A 20,983-nucleotide genomic window follows, 5' to 3' on the forward strand; every position below is an offset into this window, starting at 1 on the left:
CCGTCGTGGCCCCGGACGGGCGTGCCGCCCGGTGGCCGGTGCGGTGCGGACACCGCACCGGCGTCGAGCAGGTGTGGTCAGCCGGCCACTTCGGAGCGGTCGGCGGTCGCCCACAGGGTGTGGAACGCGCCCTCCCGGTCGACCCGGTGGTAGGTGTGCGCGCCGAAGTTGTCCCGCAGGCCCTGGATCAGGGCCGCCGGCAGCCGCTCCGCGCGCAGCGCGTCGAAGTAGGCCAGCGACGAGGAGAAGGCCGGGGTCGGCACGCCGGCCCGCGCCGAGTCCGCCACCACCCGCCGCCAGCTCGGCACGCCGTCGCTCACCGCATCGGCGAAGTACGGCGCGACCAGCAGCGTCGGCAGCTCCGGCTGCGAGTCGTACGCCTCCCGGATGCGGTCCAGGAAGCGGGCCCGGATGATGCAGCCGCCCCGCCAGATGGTGGCGGTGCCACCCAGGTCGATGTCCCAGTGGTACTCGCGGCTGCCGGCCCGGATCTGGTCGAAGCCCTGCGCGTACGCGACGATCTTGCTGGCCAGCAGCGCCCGGCGGACGTCCTCGACGAACGCGTCCCGGTCCTCGACCTGCCACTTCTCGCCCGCGTCGCCGAAGGTACGGCGGGCCGCCTCACGCTGGCCGGCGTGCCCGGACAGCGACCGGGCGAAGGTCGCCTCGGCGATGCCGGTGATCGGGATGCCCAGGTCGAGGGCGATCTGCACCGTCCAGCGGCCGGTGCCCTTCTGCTCGGCCTGGTCGAGCACCACGTCGACGAACGCCTTGCCGGTGGCGGCGTCGGTGTGCGCCAGCACGTCGGCGGTGATCTCGATGAGGAACGACTCCAGCTCGCCGGTGTTCCACTCCCGGAAGATCTCCGCGATCTCCGCCGGGGTCGCCCCCAGCCCGGCCCGCAGCAGGTCGTACGCCTCGGCGATGAGCTGCATGTCGGCGTACTCGATGCCGTTGTGGACCATCTTGACGAAGTGGCCGGCGCCGTCGGGGCCGACGTGCTGGCAGCACGGGACGCCGTCCACCTGCGCGGCGATCTTCTCGAACATCGGCCCGAGCTTCTGGTAGGACTCCGCCGAGCCGCCCGGCATGATGCTCGGCCCGAGCAGCGCGCCCTCCTCGCCACCGGAGACGCCGGTGCCGACGAAGTGCAGCCCGTGCTCGCGCAGCGTCTCCTCCCGGCGGCGGGTGTCGGCGAAGTGCGCGTTGCCGGCGTCGACGACGATGTCGCCCTCCTCCAGCAGCGGCACCAGCTCGTCGATGACCGCATCGGTGGGGGCACCCGCCTTGACCATGACGATCACCGCGCGGGGCCGCTCCAGCGAGCCGACGAAGTCCGCCAGGGACTCCGACGGCACGAAGGTGCCCTCGTCACCGTGCTCGGCGACCAGGCTGCGGGTGCGCTCCGGGGAGCGGTTGTGCACCGCCACGGTGAACCCGTTCCGGGCCAGGTTGCGGGCCAGGTTGCGACCCATCACCGCCAGCCCGGTCACGCCGATCTGCGCCGTCGCCTGTTGCGTCATCTCGTACCCGCCACCTCTCACGTCACCTGTGTGTTGTGAACCTATCGCGCGCCCGCGAGGGCCGGCAGCCGCCGTCCACCCAGTGTCACAGGGTGGTCGCGTGCGCCCGACCGGGGCCACCGCCGTCGGCCGCGCCGAAAAGCGGGTGCGTCGGGTGCGGGGGTCGGTTAGCGTGATGGCATGCGCATCTGACGCCCTTCTCTCCAGAGCCGACCCGCCGCCGAGGCTGCGGGTCCGCGTGCTCGGGCGTCCGCGTCTCCCACTTCTCCCCGCAGGGGATGACCCGTGGCCGGCCGTCCGGAGCAGATCCCGTCCGTCGACCGCCCGCCCGCCGCCCGTGTGGCAGGGCGGCCCTCCGCACCTCGTCAGGAGGCAGCGTATGCCCGCCAAGCGCAGTCCGAAGAAGTCCCGTCGTCCCGTACCGTCCCCGGTGGAGGTGGACGCGTCGGCGCTCGCGGCACTGACCGTGACGCCCGTGCGCCCGGTTCCCCTCGCCGTCGCGTCGTCCCACCCGGACGCCGCCGCCCGGCCGACGCCGCCCCCACCGCCGTCGCGGTCGGGCCGGTCGGTCCGGGCCGGCTCCACCACCGCCCAGGGCCAGAACCGGCGGTACGCCTTCCGCCGCAGCTGACCCGCCTCGGCCGGGTCCCGCTTCGGCCGGGGTCCCGTCCGGGCCGGCGGCCCGTTACCCAGTGAGCCGAAACAGCGGTATCCGAGGGCTCGGATACCGCTGTTTCGGCTCCATTGCATCGGCGGCCTGCCGTTCGGCGTGCCGTGCGGGCGGGTCAGCCGATCAGGGGGCGGAAGGTGCCGAGGACGACGCTGACCGCGAGGGCACCGCCGGCCAGGACGGCTGCTCCGGCGACGAGCAGCCAGTCGGCCGGGCGGAACACCTGGCGGCGGGCCACCGTACGCGGGGTGCCGGCGTCGAAGCCCCGGGCGTCCATCGCCACCGCCAGCCGGGTGCCGCGCCGGATCGCCCCCACCAGCAGGGCGAACGCCGTGGCGGCGAAGAGCCGCAGCCGGGCCAGCGGGTTACGGCCGGCGTCCACGCCCCGGGCCCGCCGGGCCATGGTCAACATCTGCCACTCCTGGCCGAGCAGCGGCACCAGCCGGAACGCGGCCAGCGCGCCGATCGCGAAACGGGCCGGGGCCTTCGCGTTCTGCACCAGCGCGTCGGCCAGGTCGGTCGGGTCGGTGGTGGCGAACACGATCACCCCGGGCAGCGCGACCGCGAGCATCCGTAACACCAACCCGAGCGCGGTGACCAGCACCCCCGAGGTGACCACCAGCGGCCCGGCGGCCCAGAGCACCGGGCCTGAGCGGTCGGCGGCGAACAGCACCAGGGTGACCAGGATCCCGACGGCACCGGCCAGCAGCGGCCACGCCCGGCGGGCCAGCACCCGGTAGCGGATGCCGAACAGCGGCAGCAGCGCCAGCTCGACGGCGATGGCGACCGCCGGTGCGACCGGGTCGAGGCTGGCGACCAGCACGAACGAGAAGACCAGCCCGGCCGCGAGCTTCGCCACCGGGTTGCGTCGGGCCAGCGGCGCACCGGGCGTCGCGACCGGTTCCAGGCCGATCACGACCGCCCCCACGCCTTCGGGTGGGCGGTGCGGGGGAGCCGGGTGGGGGCGCTCACGGCTGCTCCCGGGCGGGGCGCAGGGTGACCGTCCGGTCGGCGAGCGCGGCGACGAAGTCCGCGTCGTGGGTGACGGTGACCACGCCGTGTCCGGCGTCACGTAGGTCGGCGAAGAGGTCGACCAGCTCACCCCAGGTGCGGCGGTCCTGGCCGAAGGTGGGTTCGTCGCAGATCAGCAGCCGGGGCGCGGTGGCCAGGGCGGTCGCCACGCTGAGCCGCCGGGCCTCCCCACCGGAGAGGGTGTACGGGTTGGCCCCGGCGAGCCGGGTCAGCCGCAGCCGCTCCAGCAACTCGTCCACGGTGGCCCGGACGGCCGGCTCGGGGCGACCCGTGCGGCGCGGACCGAGGGCCAGTTCGTCGCGGACGGTACGGGTGACGAACTGGTGCTCCGGGTCCTGGAAGACCGAACCGATCCGGCCGGCCAGGGCGGGAGCCCGCCACCGGTGCGGGGGCGTGCGGGTGTCCCCGCCGGCCAGGGCGGCGGTGGCGGTCAGCCGGCCGGTCCCGGGGCGGAGCAGGCCGCCGAGCAGCAGCGCGAGGGTGGACTTGCCGGCCCCGTTGGGCCCACGGACGGCGAGCGCCTCGCCGGCGTGTACCACCAGGTCGGTGGGGGCCAGCCGGGGTGGCAGGCCGAGCCGGTCGGCGGTGAGCAACTCCGCGCCGGGCGGGCCGGCGGCCGGCCGGGTCGCGGTGGGGTGGCCGGGCACCCACACCCCCTCGGCGGCGAGCGCGGTCCCGTGCGCGGCGAACACCGCATCCGGTGTCCCGTCGGCCCGGACCCCGCCGCCGGGGGTCAGCACCACCACCCGGTCGACCAGGGGCAGGGCGTCGGCGACCCGGTGTTCGACCAGGACCAGTGTGGTGTCGTGGTCCACCGCGCCGGCCACCGCACCGCGCACCAGCTCGGCCCCGGCCGGGTCGAGGTTGGCGGTCGGCTCGTCGAGCAGCAGCAGCCCCGGCCGCAGCGCCAGCACCCCGGCCAGGGCGAGCCGCTGCTGCTCGCCGCCGGACAGCGCCGCGGTGGGCCGGTCCCGGTGGTACGGGAAACCGACCCGGCGCAGCGCCTCGTCCACCCGGGGCCAGATCTCGTCGCCGGGCACCCCCCGGTTCTCCAGCCCGAACGCGACGTCGTCGCCGCAGCGGGCCATCACCAGCTGGGACTGCGGGTCCTGGAAGACGGTGCCGACCCGTTCGCGGGCCTTGGCCGGGTCGAGGCCGTCGATCTCGACGGTGCCCTCCTGCTCGCCGGAGTCCGCCGGCAGCAGCCCGGCCAGCGCGGCCAGCAGGGTGCTCTTGCCCGCCCCGGACGGCCCCAGCAGCAGCACCCGTTCCCCGTGGTCGATGCGCAGGTCGACCCCGCGTACCGCCCAGGCCCGCCGCCCGGCGTGCCGCCAGCCGAAGCCGACCAGCCGCACCCCGGTCACGCCGGCGACCCCTCCCCGCTCGTCACGGCAGGGTCAGACGAGCGCGCGGTCGCGGGCGGCGGGGAACCTGTCGAGCACCCCGGTCTCGGCCAGCGCCCGGGTCAGGTACCAGCCGCCGACCCCGGCGACGACGGCGGCGCTGAGCACGGTCAGCGCCGCGTACGGTAGGCGGTAGCTGGCCAGGGCGTACTCGGAGTTCCAGACGAAGAAGTCGAACAGGGCGGCGCTCAGCCCGGTCATCGCCCCGGCGAGCACCGCCACCGGCAGCCGGTACGCCCGGTAGCGGAACGCGGCGAAGGCCAACTCCGCGCCGAGACCCTGGATCAGGCCCTGCACGATGGTGATGCCGCCCCACTCCGCGCCGAGCAGCGCGGAGACGGTGGCGGCGACGGCCTCGCAGAACAGGGCCGCCCCGGGCTTGCGGATGACCAGGCCGCCGAGCACGGCCGGGACGAGCCAGACGCCGTACATCACGGCCTGGCTGGCCGGTGCGGCGGCGAACGCCGGGTCGGCGGCCTTCCAGACCAGCCCCCAGGCCCAGAAGATGACGCCGAAGGCGACGGCGATCACGGCGGCGACCACGATGTCGATGGTGCGCCACCGGTTGGTGGTGGTGTGCTGCATGTCGGTGCTCCCAGTCCAGCGATCGAACCAGGAGAAGACGCACGCCGCGCCCGGCGGCAGCCGGACGGCGGCGCGGCTGGAGGTCGACCGAACTCCCTGCGCTGGCATTACCCAGATCAGGTTCGAGGGTCTGCGGGCGGTGCCCGCACTCTCAGCGCTGTGCGCTCCCCTGTCGGATGTGAAGTTGTCTCGGCAGACGCTAGCACCGACCTGCGGCAACGGCCCAGCAGGTCATGGTTCCCGGCATTGCACGCCCGGGCGGGGGCCCGGGCCACTGGGTAGGCTGCCGATCATGCAGGTGAGCGCGCGCGGCCTGACGTTCGACGTACGGGCCGGTGGCCCCGAGGGTGGCGAGGCGGTGCTGCTGCTGCACGGCTTCCCCCAGCACGGTGGGGAGTGGGACGCGGTGACGCCCGCCCTGCACGCCGCCGGGCTGCGCACGTTCGCCCCCGACCAGCGGGGTTACTCGCCCGGGGCCCGTCCCGCCGAGGTGGCCGACTACCGGCTGCCGGAGCTGGTCGCCGACGCGGTGGCGGTGCTGGACGCGCTGGGCGTCGACACCGCGCACGTGGTGGGGCACGACTGGGGCGCGGTCGTCGCCTGGGCGCTGGCGGCGGGGCATCCGCAGCGGGTGCGTACCCTCACCGCGGTCTCGGTGCCGCACCCGGCCGCCTTCGGGTACGCGCTGGCCACCGACCGCCGGCAGCGGGCGCGCTCGGCGTACATGGCGTTGTTCCGCCGGGCGGGCCTGGCGGAGCGGGTGCTGCTGGCCGGGCGGGGGGTGGTGCTGCGCCGGCTGCTGTCCGGCGTCGGCGACCCGGCCCGGGTGGCCGGGTACGCCGGGCCGCTGCGGACGCCCGGCGCGTTGACCGGGGCGCTGAACTGGTACCGGGCGATGTCGGGGCGGGACATGAAGGCGGTCGGCCCGGTGGGCGTGCCGACCAGCTACGTGTGGAGCGACCGGGACGTGGCGATCGGGCGGGCCGCCGCGCAGGCGTGCGTGCGGCACGTCTCGGGGGACTACCGGTTCGTGGTGCTGGGCGGGGTGACCCACTGGATTCCCGACGAGGCGCCGGGCCCGCTGGCCGAGGTGATCCTGGCCCGGGTGCACGGCTCCGCCTGAGGACGCGGCCGACGCGGGCCGATCGGGGTTCGTGAATCGGTTTCGGGCGATCGCGGATCGGGCACAGGCGTTGCTGCCGACGGGGGGTGCCCCCGTCGGTCGTACCGTCTGAACCGGAGGTAACGCGTGTCGAAGGAATCCGAGAAGCAGCGATGGCAACGCAACTTCGCCGACCTGCTCCAGGAGCTGCGGGTCGCCCAGACCGGCGTGCAGATCCTCTTCGCCTTCCTGCTGACCCTGCCGTTCAGTAACGGGTTCACCCGGACCAGCGAGTTCCAGCGGGACGTCTACATCCTGGCCCTGCTGTCCGCCGCCGCGGCCACCGCGATGATCATCTCGCCGGTCGCCTTCCACCGGGCGCTGTTCCGCCAGGGCCGCAAGCCGGAACTGGTCCGCTTCGCGCACCGGATGGCCTCCGGCGGGCTGGCCTTCATGCTGGTCGCGATGGTGAGCGCGGTCCTGCTGATCGCCGACTTCGTGCTCGACACCGGCATCGCCGTGGTGCTCACGGTGATCACCGGCCTGTGGTTCCTGACCTTCTGGGTGATCCTGCCGTTCGCCAGGCGCAACTGGGGTGACGACGACATCGACGACGACGATGACGACCCGGTGGTGCTCAACGGGGACTGATCCCGCCCGTGGGTGGTGGATGCGGTGGGCCGGGGGCCCGTCCGGGCCGACGGTGGCCGGGGCGGGCCCCCGGCCCGTCCGCCGGTCGGGGCCCGCGGGTCAGCGGGCGATGGCCCAGGCCAGCACGGCGGCCAGGATGAGCCCGTTGAGCAGCGCCAGCACCAGGTACGCCTGCGGCGGGATCTTGCGTCCGCGCCGGACGAAGCTGACCAGCACGCCGGCGTACGCCAGCAGCAGCACGGCGATGACGATCAGGAAGTAGAGCACCGCACCACCCTAGACGAGCCGGTTGCGGTGCCCGACGACCGAGCGCGACCACCCGCGGCCCGGTGCGGCGTCGCCCGGCGTGTCGGCCCGACCGGGCGAAGGTGGGAGAGCAGATTAATATCGAGTAACATCGATTTTTGCCTCCTCCCGTCCCGGGTGCGGCCATCGTCGCGGGGCTCGGGCGGCCGTCCAGATGGGGGCGGGCGACGCCGGCCCGGCACCGGCGACTAGGAGCAGATCATGAGAGCAGCACGGCGACGTCTCGCCGGACTGGGCGCGATCACCCTGGCGGTCCTCGCCGGCGGGGTGGCGGTCGCGGCCGGGAACGCCACCGCGGCGGCCACCGGCTGCCGGGTCGACTACAAGGTCACCAGCGAGTGGCAGGGCGGCTTCGGCGCGGACGTGACCATCACCAACCTCGGCGACCCGGTCACCGGCTGGACGCTCACCTGGGCGTTCGCCAGCGGACAACGGGTCAGCCAGGCGTGGAACGCCACCGTCACCCAGAACGGGACGGCGGTCAGCGCCACGGACGTCGGCTACAACGGCACCATCGGGACCGGGGCCGCCGTCAGCTTCGGTTTCAACGGCGCGTGGACCACCGCCAACCCGGTGCCCACCGCGTTCGCGCTCAACGGGGTCTCCTGCACCGGCGCGACCCCGACCGTCACGCCCTGCCCGCCACCGTCCACCCCGCCGACCCCGACGCCCACCCCGACCACGACCCCCACCCCGACCCGCACCCCCAGCCCGACGCCCTCGACGCAGCCGCCGGTCACCGTGTGGCTGGCCGGTGACTCCACCGTCGCCAACCCGTCGTCCAGCGGGGCCTGCCCGGTGGGCTGGGGCAACCAGTTCGGCCAGTACCTCAACGGCAACGCCACCGTGGTCAACAGCGCGGTCGGCGGGCGCAGCATCCAGACCTGGCTGTACGACCCGAACGTCACCACCACGATGAACTCGGCGGGCGAGTGCGTGGTCAACCCGCAGACGTACTCGACCCGCTGGCAGGCGATGCTCAACGCCAACGGTGGGATGAAGGCCGGTGACTACCTATTCATCCAGTTCGGCATCAACGACGGCAGCACCACCTGCAACCGGCACGTCGGCTCGGCCCGCTACAAGGAACTGCTCGGCGTGATGGCCCGCGCGGCCCAGCAGCGCGGCGCGTACCCGGTCTTCCTCACCCCGGCCGCCGCGATCACCTGCTCGGGCAGCACCGCCGTGGGCAACCGGGGCTTCCTCACCGAGACCTTCGACGCGGGCCGGGCCAACAACGTCCCCGTCATCGACCTGCACAAGCTGAGCTACACGCTCTACAACACGCTGAAGCTCTGCCCGAACAACGGCGACTACAACTCGGGCGCGGTGGGCGCGTTCTTCTGCGCCGACCACACCCACTTCGAAACGGCCGGGGCCCGGCAGATCGCCGGCGTGGTCGCCACCGCTCTGCGTAACCAGCAGCTCGGCCTCGCGGCCTACCTGCGCTGACGGTGTGCGGTCGGGCGGCCCCGGACCGGGGCCGCCCGACCGGGGTCAGGACAACGTGCAGGCGGTGCCGTTGAGGATGAAGCCGGCGGGGCGGTTGTTCGTGCCGGTGACGTCGGCCAGGAAACCGAAGCTCGTCGTCGCGCCGGCCGCGATCGTGCCGTTCCAGGCGACGTTGGTCGCGCGGACGGTGCCGCCGCTCTGCGTGTAGCCCGCATTCCACGCCTGGCTGATCCGCTGGCCGTCGGCGAAGCTCCACTGGAGGGTCCAGCCGTCGACCGGGGCGGTGCCGGTGTTGCGGATCGTCACCTCGCCCTGGAAGCCACCCTGCCACTGCCCGGTGACCGCGTACCCGACGGCGCAGCCGGTCCCGCCGGCCGGCGGCGTGGTCACCGGCGGCGCGGTGGTGGTCGGGGGCGCGGTGGTCACCGGCGGCGTGGTGGGCGGTGTGGGGGTGGGTGTCGGCGTGGTGGACAGTTTCGCCGCGATGACCGGGGCGAGCCGGGCCGTGATCGCCCGGTGCCCGGCGTCGTTCGGGTGCACCGAGTCGCTGAGCCCGTCGGCCGGCAGCCAGCCGGTGGTGTCCACGTAGAACACGTTGCGGTCGCCGCCCCCGGTGACCGTGCTGACGGCGGCGGCGGTCTCCGCGGCGTACCGGCCGCTGAAGGTGCGCAGCGCGAAGATCGCCGCGCGCGGGTACTTGCCCCGCACGGTACGGATGAACGTCGCGTACTGGTTCTGGAAGTCCGCGCCGCTCACCCCGTGGCTGCGGTCGTTGGTGCCCAGGTTGATCACCACGGCGTCGGCCTGGTAGCGGCTGAAGTCCCAGGCGGGGCTGTTCGCCGCGTACCCGGTGCGGAGGAACTGGCTGGCCACGCTGACGCAGCCGTCGGCGGTGGCGACCAGGCAGCCCCCGCCGTAACCGAGCTGGGTGTGTTCGGTGCCGAGCTGCTCCCCGGTCAGCCACCCGTACGCGGTCAGCGCCGTCCGCGACGAGGTGGTGCCGAGGGTGATGGAGTCGCCGACGAACTCGATCAGCTGGGGCCGGACCGCCGCCGGCAGGGTACGCGCGCCCGAGTCGAGGGTGAGCCCCTGGAACACCGCGTCCCCGGTGTACGAACCGGCGACCACCCGGTACGACACCACCAGCGTGTGGTTGCCGGCGCGCAGCGGGGTCGGGGTCAGGTTGACCGTGCCGCTGACGTTGGTCAGGTAGCGGAAGTCGGCCCCGTCGATGCTGTAGTAGAGGTCGATGGTGCTGCGCTGCCGCAGCTTGACCGTGGTGCCGGTGAACCCGGTCTTCAGGTAGGCGCCCGCCCAGTTCGGCACGTACGCGCTGCTGTTGCTGCGGTCCCAGCGGCCGACGAACGCGATGTTCGCGTCGGTGGGGGAGCCGTCACCGGTGGCGGCGCTGGCCGGGGGCAGGCCGATGAGGGTGGCGGCCAGCACCGCCACCACCCCGGCGGCTCCCGCCGCGAGGATCGACCGACTGCGGGACACGGGCATGGGGACGCTCCCTCTCCGGGCCGTCCGTGCCGACGCACGCCGACGGCTTGCAGACCTAAGACATTTACCATCATCTAAGCCTGCGGGTCGGGGAGACACAACAGGTGACGGTGCCTAGCGGCCGGCGCGCAGGCCGAGTCGGCGCAGCTCCAGGGCGGCGAGCGCATCGACGGTGGCGTCGTCGCCGCGCCGCCACGCCTGCGCCACGTCCGGGTCGATCCGGGTCAGCCGGCGCAGCGGCTGACTGGTCAGCGCGCGCAGCGCCAGCAGGTCCCGACCGGCCGGCCCGGCGGCGAGGGCCTTCGCCGACGCGGCCCGCCGCATCCAGCGCAGCCGTAGCGGCAGCCAGCCGAACAGCACCAGCCCGAGCGGGAAGACCAGCACCGCGATGCTCAACGCCAACGCGAGCTGACCGACCAGCTCCTGCTGGTCGCGGCCGGCCTCGGCCACCGCGCGGGCGGCGTCGGCGGCCTTGGTGAACGGGCCGGTCAGCTCGTCGCCGACCAGCGGCACCCGACCCACCTTGCCGCCGGCCTCGGCCAGGTTGTCGGCGAGGCCACCGCCGGCCCCCTCCAGCTTCCGCCCGGGTACGGCGAGCTTCTCCACCAGGTCGTACAGCCACATCGCGAAGCGGATCGCCGCGTAGACCCAGGCGACGACGAACAGGTCGGTGAGGAACTGACGGAGGGCGACCGGAAAACGGTCAGCGTAGATCTTCACGGCCGACAGCGTGCCACGACGCGGGCCGCCCGGCACCCCCCGCGCGCCCGGCGGCCGGTGCCCCGGCGGGCGACGGCCCCTCCCCGGCGTGGCTGACCGCGTCGGCGACGATGTGCGCGACGTGCTCGTCGACCAGGGCGTAGGCGATCTCCCGGCCGCGCCGGGAACCCCGCACCACCCCCGCGCCGCGCAGCACCCGCAGGTGCTGGGAGACCAGCGGCTGCGGTGCGCCGAGCTGCTCGACCAGCTCGTGCACGCACCGCTCGCCCTGGGCCAGCTCGCTGACGATCGCCAGCCGGATCGGCGCGGACAGCGCCCGGAGCAGCTCGCCCGCGCCCTCGAAGGCGTCGTAGCCGTGGGTGCCGGTCACTCCGTAACGGTAACCAACACCGGTGACGGTACGCCGGTCGGCGTCACCGCAGCACCACCTCGTGCGGCTCCGGGGTGCTGGCGACGGTCGGGGTCCCCCGGCGGCGCAGCACCCGCCGGGCGGCTGCGGCCAACGCCACCACGAGGAACGACGCGATCGCCAGCAGCACCACCGAGGCGCCGGGGGCGGTGTCGGCGGTGGCCGCCACCCACACCCCCGCCCCGGCGGCGAACAGGCCGAGCGCCATGGCGGCCGTCATGGTGCTGCGGAAACCCCTGGTGACCTGCTGCGCGGTGGCCACCGGCACCACCATCAGCGCGCTGATCAGCAGGACCCCGACGGCCCGCATGGCGATGGTGACGGTGACCGCGGTGGCGACCGCCAACAGCATGTTCAACGCCCGCACGGGCAGCCCGGCGACCCGGGCGTACTCCTCGTCGTGGCAGACCGCGAACAGCGCCGGGCGCAGCGCCAGCATGAGCACCGCGATGCCCGCGCCGAGCACCGCGATGGTGGTCAGGTCGGCGGGGGAGGTGGTGGTGAGCGAGCCGAACAGGTAGGCGTTGAGGTTGGCGCTGCTGGCGTCGGAGAGGCCGACCAGCATCACCCCACCGGCGATGCCGCCGTAGAACAGCAGGGCCAGCGCCAGGTCGCCAGAGGTACGGCCGCGGGCCCGGACCAGCTCGATGGTGACCGCGCCGAGGATCGCCGCGACCACCGCCACCAGCACCGGGGAACGGTTGAGCAGCAGGCCCGCCCCGACGCCGGTGAGCGCGACGTGGCCGATGCCGTCACCGATCAGGGCCAACCGCCGCTGCACCAGGTAGATGCCGAGGGCGGGGGCGGCCAGCCCGATCACCAGGGCGCCGACCAGCGCCCGCTGCATGAAGTCGTACTGGAAGAGGTCCATCGTTCAGCTGCTCCACAGCCCGGCGGGCTCCTCGGGACCGTGCGGGTGCACGTGGTCGTGGTCGGGCTCGGCGTGGTGTCCGGCCGGTTCCGGCACCGGGCCGTCGTGGCAGACGCCGCCCTGGTGCACCACCACCGCCCGGCTGATCAGCGGGCGCAGCGGCCCCAACTCGTGGGCGACCAGCAGCACGGTGCCGCCGGTGCCGACGAAGTCGTGCAGCGCCCCGGCGAACGCCTCCTGGCTGGCCGCGTCGACCCCGGCGGTCGGCTCGTCGAGCACCAGCAGCTCCGGCCCGCCGGCCAGGGCGCGGGCGATCAGGGTGCGCTGCTGCTGGCCGCCGGAGAGGGTGGCCACCGGGTCCCGGGCCCGGTCGGCGAGCCCGACCGCGCGCAGCGCCGCCTCGACCGCGGCCCGGTCGGCCCGACCGGGTGGGCGCAGCACGCCCCGGCGGGCCAGCCGACCCGAGGCCACCACTTCGGCGACGGTGGCCGGCACGCCGCTGCCGGCCCCGAGGCGCTGCGGGACGTAGCCGATCCGGTGCCACTGCCGGAATCGGCGCTGCGGGACGCCGAACAGCTCGACCGTGCCGGCGCCCAGCGGGACCAGCCCGAGCACCGCCCGGATCAGGGTGGACTTGCCGGAGCCGTTGGCCCCGAGCACCGCCACCACCTCGCCGGCGGTGACGGTCAGCGAGACGTCCCGCAGCACCGGCCGGCCGTCGTAGCCGGCGGTGGCGTGCGCGACCTGGATGACGGGAGCGGTCACGAGCACCCCAGGGCGGTGCGGAGCGTGGTCAGGTTGGTGCGCATCACCGAAAGGTAGTCCCCACCCCCGTCAGCGGAGAGCCCTTCGATCGGGTCGAGCACCGCGGTCTTCGCGCCGACCTCGGCGGCGATGGTCTCGGCGACCTTCGGACTGACCAGCGTCTCGAAGAAGATCGTGGTGGCACCGTGCTCGCGGGCCTCGCGGGCGACCTCGGCCAGCCGCTGCGGGGCGGGCTCGGTGTCCGGGGTGAGCCCGGTCAGGCCGATCTGCTCCAGCTGGTAACGCTCGGTGAGGTAGCCGAAGGCGGCGTGGCTGACCACGATCTCCCGACGCTGGCAGGTCTTCAGGCCGGCGGCGTACTCGGTGTCGAGCTTCTCCAGCTCGCCGTGCAGCGTCCGGGCCCGGCCGGTGTAGTCGGCGGCCCGGTCGGGATCGACGCTGCCGAGCCGCTCGGCGAGCTTGTCGGCGACGGTGGCCAGCCGGGTCGGGTCCAGCCAGAGATGCGGGTCCTTGCCGCCGTTCTCCTCCTCGGCGTGACCGTCCTCACCCTCGTGGTCGTGTCCGCCGGCTGTCGCGTCGCGCAGCGGCGCGACGGTCGTCACGTCGAACGCCCGGTCGGCGGCGTTCTGCGCGACGGCCTCGTCCACCGCCGGCTGGAAGCCCTTGAGGTAGAAGACCAGCTCGGCCTCGCTGACCTGGCCGACCTGGCGGGGGTTGAGTTCCAGGTCGTGTGGCTCGGCGCCCGGCTTGGCCAGGTTGGTCACGGTGACCGCGTCCCCGCCGACCCGCTCGGCGACGAACTGGAGGGGGTAGAAGGCGGCGACCACGTCCACCCGGTCCGGGTCGGCCCCGGTGCCCTCGGTCGAGCAGGCGGTGAGACCGGTCAGGGCGAGCAGGGCGGTGGCGGCGGTCAGGGCACGGAACCGGGTGCGGGCGATCATGTCGGCAACTGTCCGTGAAAACGAGAATGATTGTCAAAAACGCATGAGTGCATGTCAGAAGAGCTTGACCAGGGCCACCGCCACCAGCAGCGTCACCATCACCAACCGGATCAGCCGGGTCTGCGACGCCTGCACCGACCAGGTGACAGTCAGCAGGTAGACCAGCCCGGCGGCCAGCGCCAACAGCAGCAGACCACCGACCGGGCCGGGCGCGAAGAGCGCCACCAGCACCAGCGCGAGGGTGGCGAGGAACACCGACGTCGGGTTCGCCCGGGCCAACCGGGCCAGCACGGGGCGCTGCGTAGGCTGCATCCCACAGACTCTACGAGGAGGAACCCGGTGCTGGTCACCAACCGGTTCGTGGTCGCCGTCGAGGCGGCCGACGACTTCACCGCGAGGGCGCACGCCGCGCTGGCCGCGCTCGCCGCCCGCCCCGGCTACCGGCGCGGTGAGCTGCTGCGGGCCCTCGACGACCCCCGGCACTGGTGCCTGCTCACCGAGTGGGAGTCGGTCGGCACGTACCGGCGGGCGCTGGGCGGCTTCGACGTCAAGATCACCGCCGTGCCGCTGCTCGCCGAGTCGGTCGACGAACCCTCGGCGTACGAGACGCTGGCCGGCGCGGCCCCCGACGGCGAGGTGGTGGTGGTCGACAGTGATCGGGCCGCGAGTCCGCACCGTTGAGCCGGGGGGCACTACCCTGCTCCTATGACCGCTCCCGGCCCGGCAGCCCCACCGCCGTACCCCGCGACACCCGGCCCGGCCGGCGCACCGCCGCCCGCCGGCCCGGGGGGCCCGGGGACGCGCCTCCCGCCGGGTGACCCGGGCGTGCCCACCCCGCCGTCGGACCCGGGCGTCCCCCCGCCGCCCCAGGGTCCCGGGGTGGCCCCGCCGTTCGCCGCCCCGCCCACCGAGGGCAGCCGCAAGCGGCTCTGGCTGGGCCTCGGCGTCGGCGCGCTGGCCCTGCTGATCTGCTGCGGCGGTGGCGGTGCGGCGGCCGTCGGACTGGTGGTCAGCAACGTGCAGGCCATCGAGGAACAGGGCCAGGCGGTCACCGACGACTACTACCGTGCCCTGGTCGCCAAGGAGTACGGCAAGGCGTACGACACCCTCTGCGAGGACGCGCGGCGGCGGGAGTCCCGGGGCGAGTTCTCCCGCCGGGTCGCCGAGGAACCGGCCGTGGCCAGCTACCGGGTCGGTGACGTCGACCCGCAGACCCTGACCGTGCCGGTCGACGTCACCTTCAGCGGCGGCGGGCGGGACACCCAGCAGGTCACCCTCGCCGCCGACCAGCAGAGCGGTGGCATGGAGGTCTGCGGGGTCAGCTGAGCCGTCAGCGGTATTCTGCTGGGCCCGGGGCGCTGCTGGTCGTACCGTTGTCCCGGGCCGTCCGGTCCCACCCGTCTTCATGGCCACGCCGACCGCCAGCCGGCGTAGGAGGAAACATGCCAGCCGACCGTATCGACGCCGTCGTCAGTCTCGCCAAGCGCCGAGGCTTCGTCTTTCCCTCCAGCGAGATCTACGGAGGCACCCGGTCGGCGTGGGACTACGGTCCGCTCGGCGTGGAGCTGAAGGAGAACGTCCGCCGGCAGTGGTGGAAGGCGATGGTCCAGCAGCGCGACGACGTCGTCGGCCTCGACTCGGCGGTCATCCTCGCCCGCAAGGTCTGGGAGGCCAGCGGCCACCTCGCCGAGTTCGTCGACCCGCTGACCGAGTGCCAGTCCTGCCACAAGCGGTTCCGCGCCGACCACCTGGAGGAGGCGTACGCCGAGAAGCACGGCAAGCCGCTGACCTCGTTGCAGGAGCTGAACTGCCCCAACTGCGGCAACAAGGGCACCTTCACCGAGCCGAAGATGTTCAACGGCCTGATGAAGACCTACCTCGGCCCGGTGGAGAGCGACGAGGGCCTGCACTACCTGCGTCCGGAGACCGCCCAGGGCATCTTCGTCAACTACAACAACGTGGCGACCGCCGCCCGCAAGAAGCCGCCGTTCGGCATCGCGCAGACCGGCAAGTCGTTCCGCAACGAGATCACCCCGGGCAACTTCATCTTCCGCACCCGCGAGTTCGAGCAGATGGAGATGGAGTTCTTCGTCGAGCCCGGCTCCGACGAGCAGTGGCACGAGTACTGGTTGCAGGAGCGCTGGAACTGGTACCTCGACCTGGGCCTGTCCGAGGAGAACCTGCGCTTCTACGAGCACCCCAAGGAGAAGCTCTCCCACTACTCGAAGCGCACCGTCGACATCGAGTACCGGTTCCGGTTCGGCGGCACCGAGTTCGCCGAGCTGGAGGGCGTGGCGAACCGCACCGACTTCGACCTGGCCACGCACAGCAAGCACTCCGGTGTCGACCTGTCGTACTTCGACCAGACCCGCAACGAGCGCTGGGTGCCGTACGTCATCGAGCCGGCCGCCGGCCTGACCCGCGCGGTGCTGGCCTTCCTGCTGGAGGCGTACGACGAGGACGAGGCCCCGAACACCAAGGGCGGCGTCGACAAGCGCACCGTGATGCGGTTCGACCCCCGGCTGGCCCCGGTCAAGGTGGCGGTGCTGCCGCTGTCCCGCAACGAGGCGCTCTCGCCCAAGGCCAAGGGGCTCGCCGCCCAGCTCCGCAAGCGCTGGGTGGTGGAGTTCGACGACTCGCAGGCGATCGGCCGCCGCTACCGCCGGCAGGACGAGATCGGCACCCCGTTCTGCGTCACCGTCGACTTCGACACCCTCGACGACGACGCGGTGACCGTGCGGAACCGGGACACCATGGCCCAGGAGCGGGTCGCCCTCGACCAGGTCGAGCGCTACCTGATCGAGCGCCTGCCCGGCTGCTGACCGGCGAGCACCGCCGGACGGCCCCGCCCCCGACCGGGGGCGGGGCCGGTCCGTTCTCCGGCATCGGTGGAGAGCCCTGTCCGTCCGGTCCTTGAGCCGGTGGGTGGGTCGTGCCAGCATTCCCCGTGCTGAATGTCGACACGGGGGTGGAAATGACGCACGAGCCGCAACCTGACCATGATCATGTTCCGGAGCGCCGCCGCCTCCTGCGCCGGGCCGCCGCGGTCGCCGCGACCACGGCCGGCGCGGGTGTCGCCGCCACCGTCGGCCTGCCCGGCACCGCCCGCGCCGCCCCGGGCGACCACCTCACCATGGGTACGACCAACGACGCTGGTCCGGCGACCACCACGCTCAGCCTCGGCTACGCGGGGCTCACCCTGAGGAACACCGCAGGTGCGCCGTTGCGACTGGTACCCGGCGAGCAGGTCTACCCGCAGGTGCTGGACTCGCCGACCGGCACCGTCGCGGTGGACCCGCTCGGCGACGTGTTCGTACAGGCCGGCCGGCCCGGCGACGAGGTCAACAGTTGGCTGTGGACGAGCGAGTGGGCGACCACCTCGGTCCCGGTACGGCCGACCCGGGTGCTGGACAGCCGGGACCCGGACCTGCGCCGCACCATCGTCGCGGGCGCCTCGACGCTCGACCCGACGGGACGGCTCACCCCCGGTAACCCCATCGTGCTGAGCCTGGACCACCTGGTCCGCGACGGCTACGCCCTCAAGGGCAACGTGACAGTGGTCGGCATGACCGGTCCGGGCTTCCTGACGGTCTGGGGCAGTGGCACCAGGCCGACCGTGTCGACGGTGAACTGGTCGGCCGCCGGTCAGATCCTGTCGAACTTCCTCTTCGCCGAGCTGGGCACCCTCGGCGGGTACCGCAGCGTGCTGACGGTGCAGGTCTCCGCGCCGACCCACGTGATCGTCGACCTGACCAGCCTGCTGGTCGGCCACCCGAGCCAGGTCGTCGCGGTCGGCGGCGGTGCCGCCCCGGCGAGCGCCGCCGAGGCCGCGCCCCCGGTGGAGCCCGCCCCGGCGGCGGCCGCCCCCGGTGAGCCGGTCGTCCTCGGCCAGCGGAACAGCCCCGGCGTCACCACCGTGACCAGCGCCGCCCCGGACGGTGCCGCCACCCTGGCGCTGCGGAACCCGAACGGGGCGACGCTGGAGCTGACCCACAGCGACCTGCACGTGGCAAGCGATCTCGCCGTGGGCACCCTCGGAGTCGGCGTGTACGGGCTGGAGGTCGGCAACGGCACTTCCGTGGGGCGGATCTCGGACGCGGCGTTCAGCACGTCGAACGCGACCATGCTGGTGTCGGTCCCGCCGACCCGGCTCCTCGACACCCGCAGCGCCGCCGGCCGGGCCCGGCTGCTGGAGGGCGTCGGCCGGATCGACGGCCGGGGGCGGGTGCTGGCCGAGACACTGCTGATCGTGCACCTGCGCGACATCGTCGAGTACGGCGACGGGATGTTGGGCAACATCACCGTGGCCGACACCACCCAGGGCGGCTTCGCCACGGTGTGGGGCACCGGCAGCCTGCCCACCGCCTCCACCATCAACTGGTGGACCGCCGGCCAACTGCTCTCCAACGGGGTGATCACGCAGCTCGGCGGTTACGAGACGGTCGGCGGCGACTACTACCCGGACGTGGTCGCCATCTACCTGCAAAAGAGCGCGGCGGCGGTGATCCTCGACGCGACCGGCCTGCTGGTGCGCCATCCGGATTCCGCGGTCGTCAATGCCCCGACGTCGACCCGTACCGCCGCCGGCTCCGCCGGCCGTCGGGCCCGGGCCCGGGCGATCAGGCAGGCCGCCGAGCGCGGCGACCGGGCGGTGCGGGCCGATGCGTGACCACGGAACCGGGAAGAGGGACATGAGCGCCGACGAGACCCCGTCCACCACCCGCCGTACGGTCATCCGGGCCGGGGTGGCCCTCGGCGTCGGTGTCGGCGCGACCGCGCTGGCCGGCACGCCGGCCGACGCCGCGCCCGGTGCGCCGGTGATCGGCGGGCAGCTCAACGACGCGGGCGAGGCCGGGACGGTGCTGGTCGGTGGCTCGTCGGCGAACCCGACGCTGGCGCTGGCCGGCACCGACCCGATGCTGCGGCTGTTCCCGACGCCGGACGACGCCATCCCGGCGGAGCTGCCGACCGGCTCGCTCGCCGTCACCCCCACCGCCGAGCTGGTGGTCGGCGGTCGGGACGGTCGTCGGGCGTACGTCAACACGTCGCGCTGGTCCAACCGCATCGTCGCCGTCCCGCCGGTGCGGCTGCTGGACACCCGGGCGTTGGCCAGCTATTCCGCCAACGTCCTCGCCGGTGCCGACGGGGTGGTGTCGGGCCGGTTGCAGGCGGGCCGGACGCTGTACCTGACCGTAAGTCGGGTCCCGGCGGGGTCCTACTACGCGCCGGTCGGTGCCTACCTCAACATCACGGTGGCGAACACGGTCTCCGGCGGAGTGCTCACCGCCTTTGCGGCCGGGGCCGCCAGGCCGGACACCTCCTCAGTGAACTGGTGGGGGCCGAACCAGATCCTCTCCAACCTGGTGGAGGTGCCGTTGGGTGCCCACGAGCGTGGTGCGACCGCGTTCGCCCTGCACGTCCGCGCCGCCGCCACGGTGGTGGTGGACGTCTCGGCCCTGATCCTGAGCCTGCCGGGTTAGGACTGCCGCCCACCGCGGTGGGCGGGCCGCCGCCGGCATGGGATTCTGGGGTACGTGACCTCTCCCGCTGCGGTCCTGCGCCCGCTCACCATCGGCCCCCACCAGGTGTGGCCGCCGGTGGTGCTCGCCCCGATGGCCGGCATCACCAACGTCGGTTTCCGGCAACTCTGCCGGGAGCAGGGCGGTGGCATCTACGTCTGCGAGATGATCACAACGGTCGCGCTGGTGCAGCGGAACCCGAAGACCCTGCGCATGATCGCCTTCGGCGCCGACGAGCGGCCACGCAGCCTCCAGCTCTACGGCACCGACCCGGAGATCACCGCCCAGGCGGTGCGGATCGTGGTGGAACGGGACCTCGCCGACCACATCGACCTGAACTTCGGCTGCCCGGTGCCCAAGGTGACCCGCCGGGGCGGCGGGTCGGCCCTGCCCTGGCGGCGGCGGCTGTTCGCCCGGCTGGTGCGGGCCGCGGTGGACGCCGCATCACCGGCCGGGGTGCCGGTCACCGTCAAGATGCGCAAGGGCATCGACGACGACCACCTGACGTACGTCGAGGCGGGGCTTGCCGCCCAGGACGCCGGGGTGGCGGCGGTGGCCCTGCACGGGCGGACGGCCGCGCAGCGGTACTCCGGCACCGCCGACTGGGATGCCATCGCCACCCTCAAGCAGGCGCTCGACGTGCCGGTGCTCGGCAACGGTGACATCTGGGAGGCTGACGACGCGCTGCGGATGGTGGCCCACACCGGGGCGGACGGGGTGGTCGTCGGCCGGGGCTGCCTGGGGCGGCCGTGGCTCTTCGCCGACCTGCAGGCCGCGTTCGAGGGCCGCCCGGAGCGTCGGCTGCCGACCCTCGGCGAGGTGGCCGGGACCATGCGGCGGCACGCCGAGCTGCTGGTGGCGCAGTTCACCGCCGGCTCGCGTACCCCGGCGCGGGGTGAGCGGGACGGCTGCACCGACTTCCGCAAGCACGTCGCCTGGTACCTGAAGGGTTTCCCGGTGGGCAGTGAGCTGCGCCGGGAACTCGCCATGATCGAGAGCCTGGCCCAGCTCGACGACCTGCTCGGCAAGCTCGACGCGACCGAACCGTTCCCGGTGGCCGCCCTGGGGCAGCCGCGCGGCCGGACGAACTCTCCAGGCAAGGTCTTCCTGCCCGAGGGCTGGCTGGCCAGCCGGGACGACGACACCGTCCCCGAGGGCGCCGAGCTGGACGACTCGGGCGGCTGAGCCGGCCCGCCCCGCCGGCGGAACGCATGGCGTGCTCCTCTGAGCCCGATCAATCCGGTCACTCAGCGTGGTATCTCGCCGACCCCACGATGACCCGCCGGCATCCTTTGCTCTGCTGCTCTGCTGCTCTCCGCGCGACGATCACCGTGGGTGTCTGGTGCCTCTGCGGCAGCAGAGCAAAGGTCGTTGAGGGGGTCGGTGGTGGCTGGCGGGGGCTGCCATGAACGGGCAGGTCAGGTCGCTCTTGGCGACGCGGGGGCGGAGGATGGCTGCGATTGCCGCCCGAAATCGATTACTCATCGTGACATAGGGCTGCCTGCGTCGAATGTGACGGATCGTGGTCCTA

At 73.6% G+C, this 20,983-nt stretch carries 21 protein-coding genes, 1 pseudogene and 1 riboswitch; of the genes and pseudogenes, 10 read left to right on the forward strand and 12 right to left on the reverse strand.

The window, feature by feature from the left end; genetic code table 11:
• Positions 1-77: 77 nt before the first annotated feature.
• The gene (gene gndA / locus ACN267_RS00270) at positions 78-1,523 is read right to left on the reverse strand and encodes an NADP-dependent phosphogluconate dehydrogenase (protein ID WP_208570099.1); all 1,446 of its coding nucleotides are present in this window, start codon (positions 1,521-1,523) and stop codon (positions 78-80) included.
• 379 nt (positions 1,524-1,902) lie between these two features.
• On the opposite strand from gndA, the gene ACN267_RS00275 reads away from it, so the two are divergent.
• Entirely contained in the window at positions 1,903-2,154 is a 252-nt protein-coding gene (locus ACN267_RS00275) for a hypothetical protein (protein ID WP_204959553.1), read from the forward strand.
• 154 nt (positions 2,155-2,308) lie between these two features.
• Here the strand turns inward: ACN267_RS00275 and ACN267_RS00280 are convergent, their stop codons facing one another.
• The 3 genes from ACN267_RS00280 to ACN267_RS00290 are packed head-to-tail and all read right to left on the reverse strand — an operon-like array spanning position 2,309 to position 5,213.
• Positions 2,309-3,109: an energy-coupling factor transporter transmembrane component T family protein gene (locus tag ACN267_RS00280; RefSeq protein ID WP_204959552.1), complete on the reverse strand. Its 801-nt coding sequence runs from the start codon at positions 3,107-3,109 to the stop codon at positions 2,309-2,311.
• A gap of 52 nt (positions 3,110-3,161) precedes the next feature.
• Positions 3,162-4,589: an ABC transporter ATP-binding protein gene (locus tag ACN267_RS00285; protein ID WP_421487640.1), complete on the reverse strand. Its 1,428-nt coding sequence runs from the start codon at positions 4,587-4,589 to the stop codon at positions 3,162-3,164.
• 33 nt (positions 4,590-4,622) lie between these two features.
• On the reverse strand, positions 4,623-5,213 hold the full coding sequence (locus ACN267_RS00290) for an ECF transporter S component (protein ID WP_421487641.1): 591 nt from the start codon (positions 5,211-5,213) through the stop codon (positions 4,623-4,625).
• A 75-nt stretch (positions 5,214-5,288) separates the two neighbouring features.
• Positions 5,289-5,394, reverse strand: a riboswitch (TPP riboswitch).
• A gap of 111 nt (positions 5,395-5,505) precedes the next feature.
• Here ACN267_RS00290 and ACN267_RS00295 point away from each other — a divergent pair.
• Both ACN267_RS00295 and ACN267_RS00300 read left to right on the forward strand, forming a co-directional pair.
• Positions 5,506-6,336, forward strand: a complete 831-nt coding sequence (locus tag ACN267_RS00295; RefSeq protein WP_421487642.1) for an alpha/beta fold hydrolase — start codon at positions 5,506-5,508, stop codon at positions 6,334-6,336.
• A gap of 126 nt (positions 6,337-6,462) precedes the next feature.
• Positions 6,463-6,966 carry a DUF6328 family protein gene (locus ACN267_RS00300; RefSeq protein WP_145921266.1) on the forward strand — a complete coding sequence of 168 codons (504 nt, stop codon included), beginning with the start codon at positions 6,463-6,465 and terminating at the stop codon, positions 6,964-6,966.
• A gap of 99 nt (positions 6,967-7,065) precedes the next feature.
• Here ACN267_RS00300 and ACN267_RS00305 read toward each other — a convergent pair whose 3' ends face one another.
• On the reverse strand, positions 7,066-7,233 hold the full coding sequence (locus ACN267_RS00305) for a hypothetical protein (protein WP_204959548.1): 168 nt from the start codon (positions 7,231-7,233) through the stop codon (positions 7,066-7,068).
• 240 nt (positions 7,234-7,473) lie between these two features.
• On the opposite strand from ACN267_RS00305, the gene ACN267_RS00310 reads away from it, so the two are divergent.
• Positions 7,474-8,724, forward strand: a complete 1,251-nt coding sequence (locus ACN267_RS00310) for a cellulose binding domain-containing protein (RefSeq protein WP_421487643.1) — start codon at positions 7,474-7,476, stop codon at positions 8,722-8,724.
• A 45-nt stretch (positions 8,725-8,769) separates the two neighbouring features.
• On the opposite strand, the gene ACN267_RS00315 is transcribed toward ACN267_RS00310, so the two are convergent.
• From ACN267_RS00315 to ACN267_RS00345, 7 genes and pseudogenes are all read right to left on the reverse strand, one after another.
• Positions 8,770-10,227, reverse strand: coding sequence for a cellulose binding domain-containing protein (locus tag ACN267_RS00315; protein WP_421487644.1), 1,458 nt, complete (start codon positions 10,225-10,227; stop codon positions 8,770-8,772).
• 114 nt (positions 10,228-10,341) lie between these two features.
• Positions 10,342-10,947 carry a hypothetical protein gene (locus tag ACN267_RS00320; RefSeq protein WP_281895036.1) on the reverse strand — a complete coding sequence of 202 codons (606 nt, stop codon included), beginning with the start codon at positions 10,945-10,947 and terminating at the stop codon, positions 10,342-10,344.
• A gap of 79 nt (positions 10,948-11,026) precedes the next feature.
• Positions 11,027-11,317: pseudogene (locus ACN267_RS00325) on the reverse strand (ArsR/SmtB family transcription factor); the annotation flags it as partial.
• Between the two features lie 43 nt (positions 11,318-11,360).
• Positions 11,361-12,227 carry a metal ABC transporter permease gene (locus tag ACN267_RS00330; RefSeq protein ID WP_204959545.1) on the reverse strand — a complete coding sequence of 289 codons (867 nt, stop codon included), beginning with the start codon at positions 12,225-12,227 and terminating at the stop codon, positions 11,361-11,363.
• Positions 12,228-12,230: 3 nt separating this feature from the next.
• Complete coding sequence (locus tag ACN267_RS00335) at positions 12,231-12,992, reverse strand: metal ABC transporter ATP-binding protein (RefSeq protein ID WP_204959544.1); 762 nt, start codon at positions 12,990-12,992, stop codon at positions 12,231-12,233.
• Complete coding sequence (locus ACN267_RS00340) at positions 12,989-13,933, reverse strand: metal ABC transporter substrate-binding protein (protein WP_421487645.1); 945 nt, start codon at positions 13,931-13,933, stop codon at positions 12,989-12,991. Before ACN267_RS00340 ends, ACN267_RS00335 begins: the two co-directional genes overlap by 4 nt.
• Positions 13,934-13,987: 54 nt before the next feature.
• A complete protein-coding gene (locus ACN267_RS00345) occupies positions 13,988-14,245 on the reverse strand; it encodes a DUF6703 family protein (protein WP_204959542.1) in 258 nt (85 codons plus the stop codon).
• A 27-nt stretch (positions 14,246-14,272) separates the two neighbouring features.
• Between ACN267_RS00345 and ACN267_RS00350 the strand changes: the two genes are divergently transcribed.
• The 6 genes from ACN267_RS00350 to dusB all read left to right on the forward strand — a co-directional run bounded on the left by ACN267_RS00350 (position 14,273) and on the right by dusB (position 20,637).
• Positions 14,273-14,614: an antibiotic biosynthesis monooxygenase family protein gene (locus ACN267_RS00350; RefSeq protein WP_204959541.1), complete on the forward strand. Its 342-nt coding sequence runs from the start codon at positions 14,273-14,275 to the stop codon at positions 14,612-14,614.
• Positions 14,615-14,758: 144 nt separating this feature from the next.
• Positions 14,759-15,259: a hypothetical protein gene (locus tag ACN267_RS00355; protein ID WP_204959540.1), complete on the forward strand. Its 501-nt coding sequence runs from the start codon at positions 14,759-14,761 to the stop codon at positions 15,257-15,259.
• A 116-nt stretch (positions 15,260-15,375) separates the two neighbouring features.
• Complete coding sequence (locus ACN267_RS00360) at positions 15,376-16,755, forward strand: glycine--tRNA ligase (protein ID WP_204926316.1); 1,380 nt, start codon at positions 15,376-15,378, stop codon at positions 16,753-16,755.
• Between the two features lie 152 nt (positions 16,756-16,907).
• On the forward strand, positions 16,908-18,602 hold the full coding sequence (locus ACN267_RS00365; RefSeq protein WP_421487646.1) for a hypothetical protein: 1,695 nt from the start codon (positions 16,908-16,910) through the stop codon (positions 18,600-18,602).
• Positions 18,603-18,624: 22 nt separating this feature from the next.
• Positions 18,625-19,413 carry a hypothetical protein gene (locus ACN267_RS00370; protein WP_204959538.1) on the forward strand — a complete coding sequence of 263 codons (789 nt, stop codon included), beginning with the start codon at positions 18,625-18,627 and terminating at the stop codon, positions 19,411-19,413.
• A 54-nt stretch (positions 19,414-19,467) separates the two neighbouring features.
• Positions 19,468-20,637, forward strand: a complete 1,170-nt coding sequence (gene dusB, locus ACN267_RS00375; protein ID WP_421487647.1) for a tRNA dihydrouridine synthase DusB — start codon at positions 19,468-19,470, stop codon at positions 20,635-20,637.
• Positions 20,638-20,983: the final 346 nt, after the last annotated feature.

It is taken from the genome of Micromonospora sp. WMMD734 (genome assembly GCF_049178975.1).
GTDB lineage: Bacteria > Actinomycetota > Actinomycetes > Mycobacteriales > Micromonosporaceae > Micromonospora > Micromonospora wenchangensis.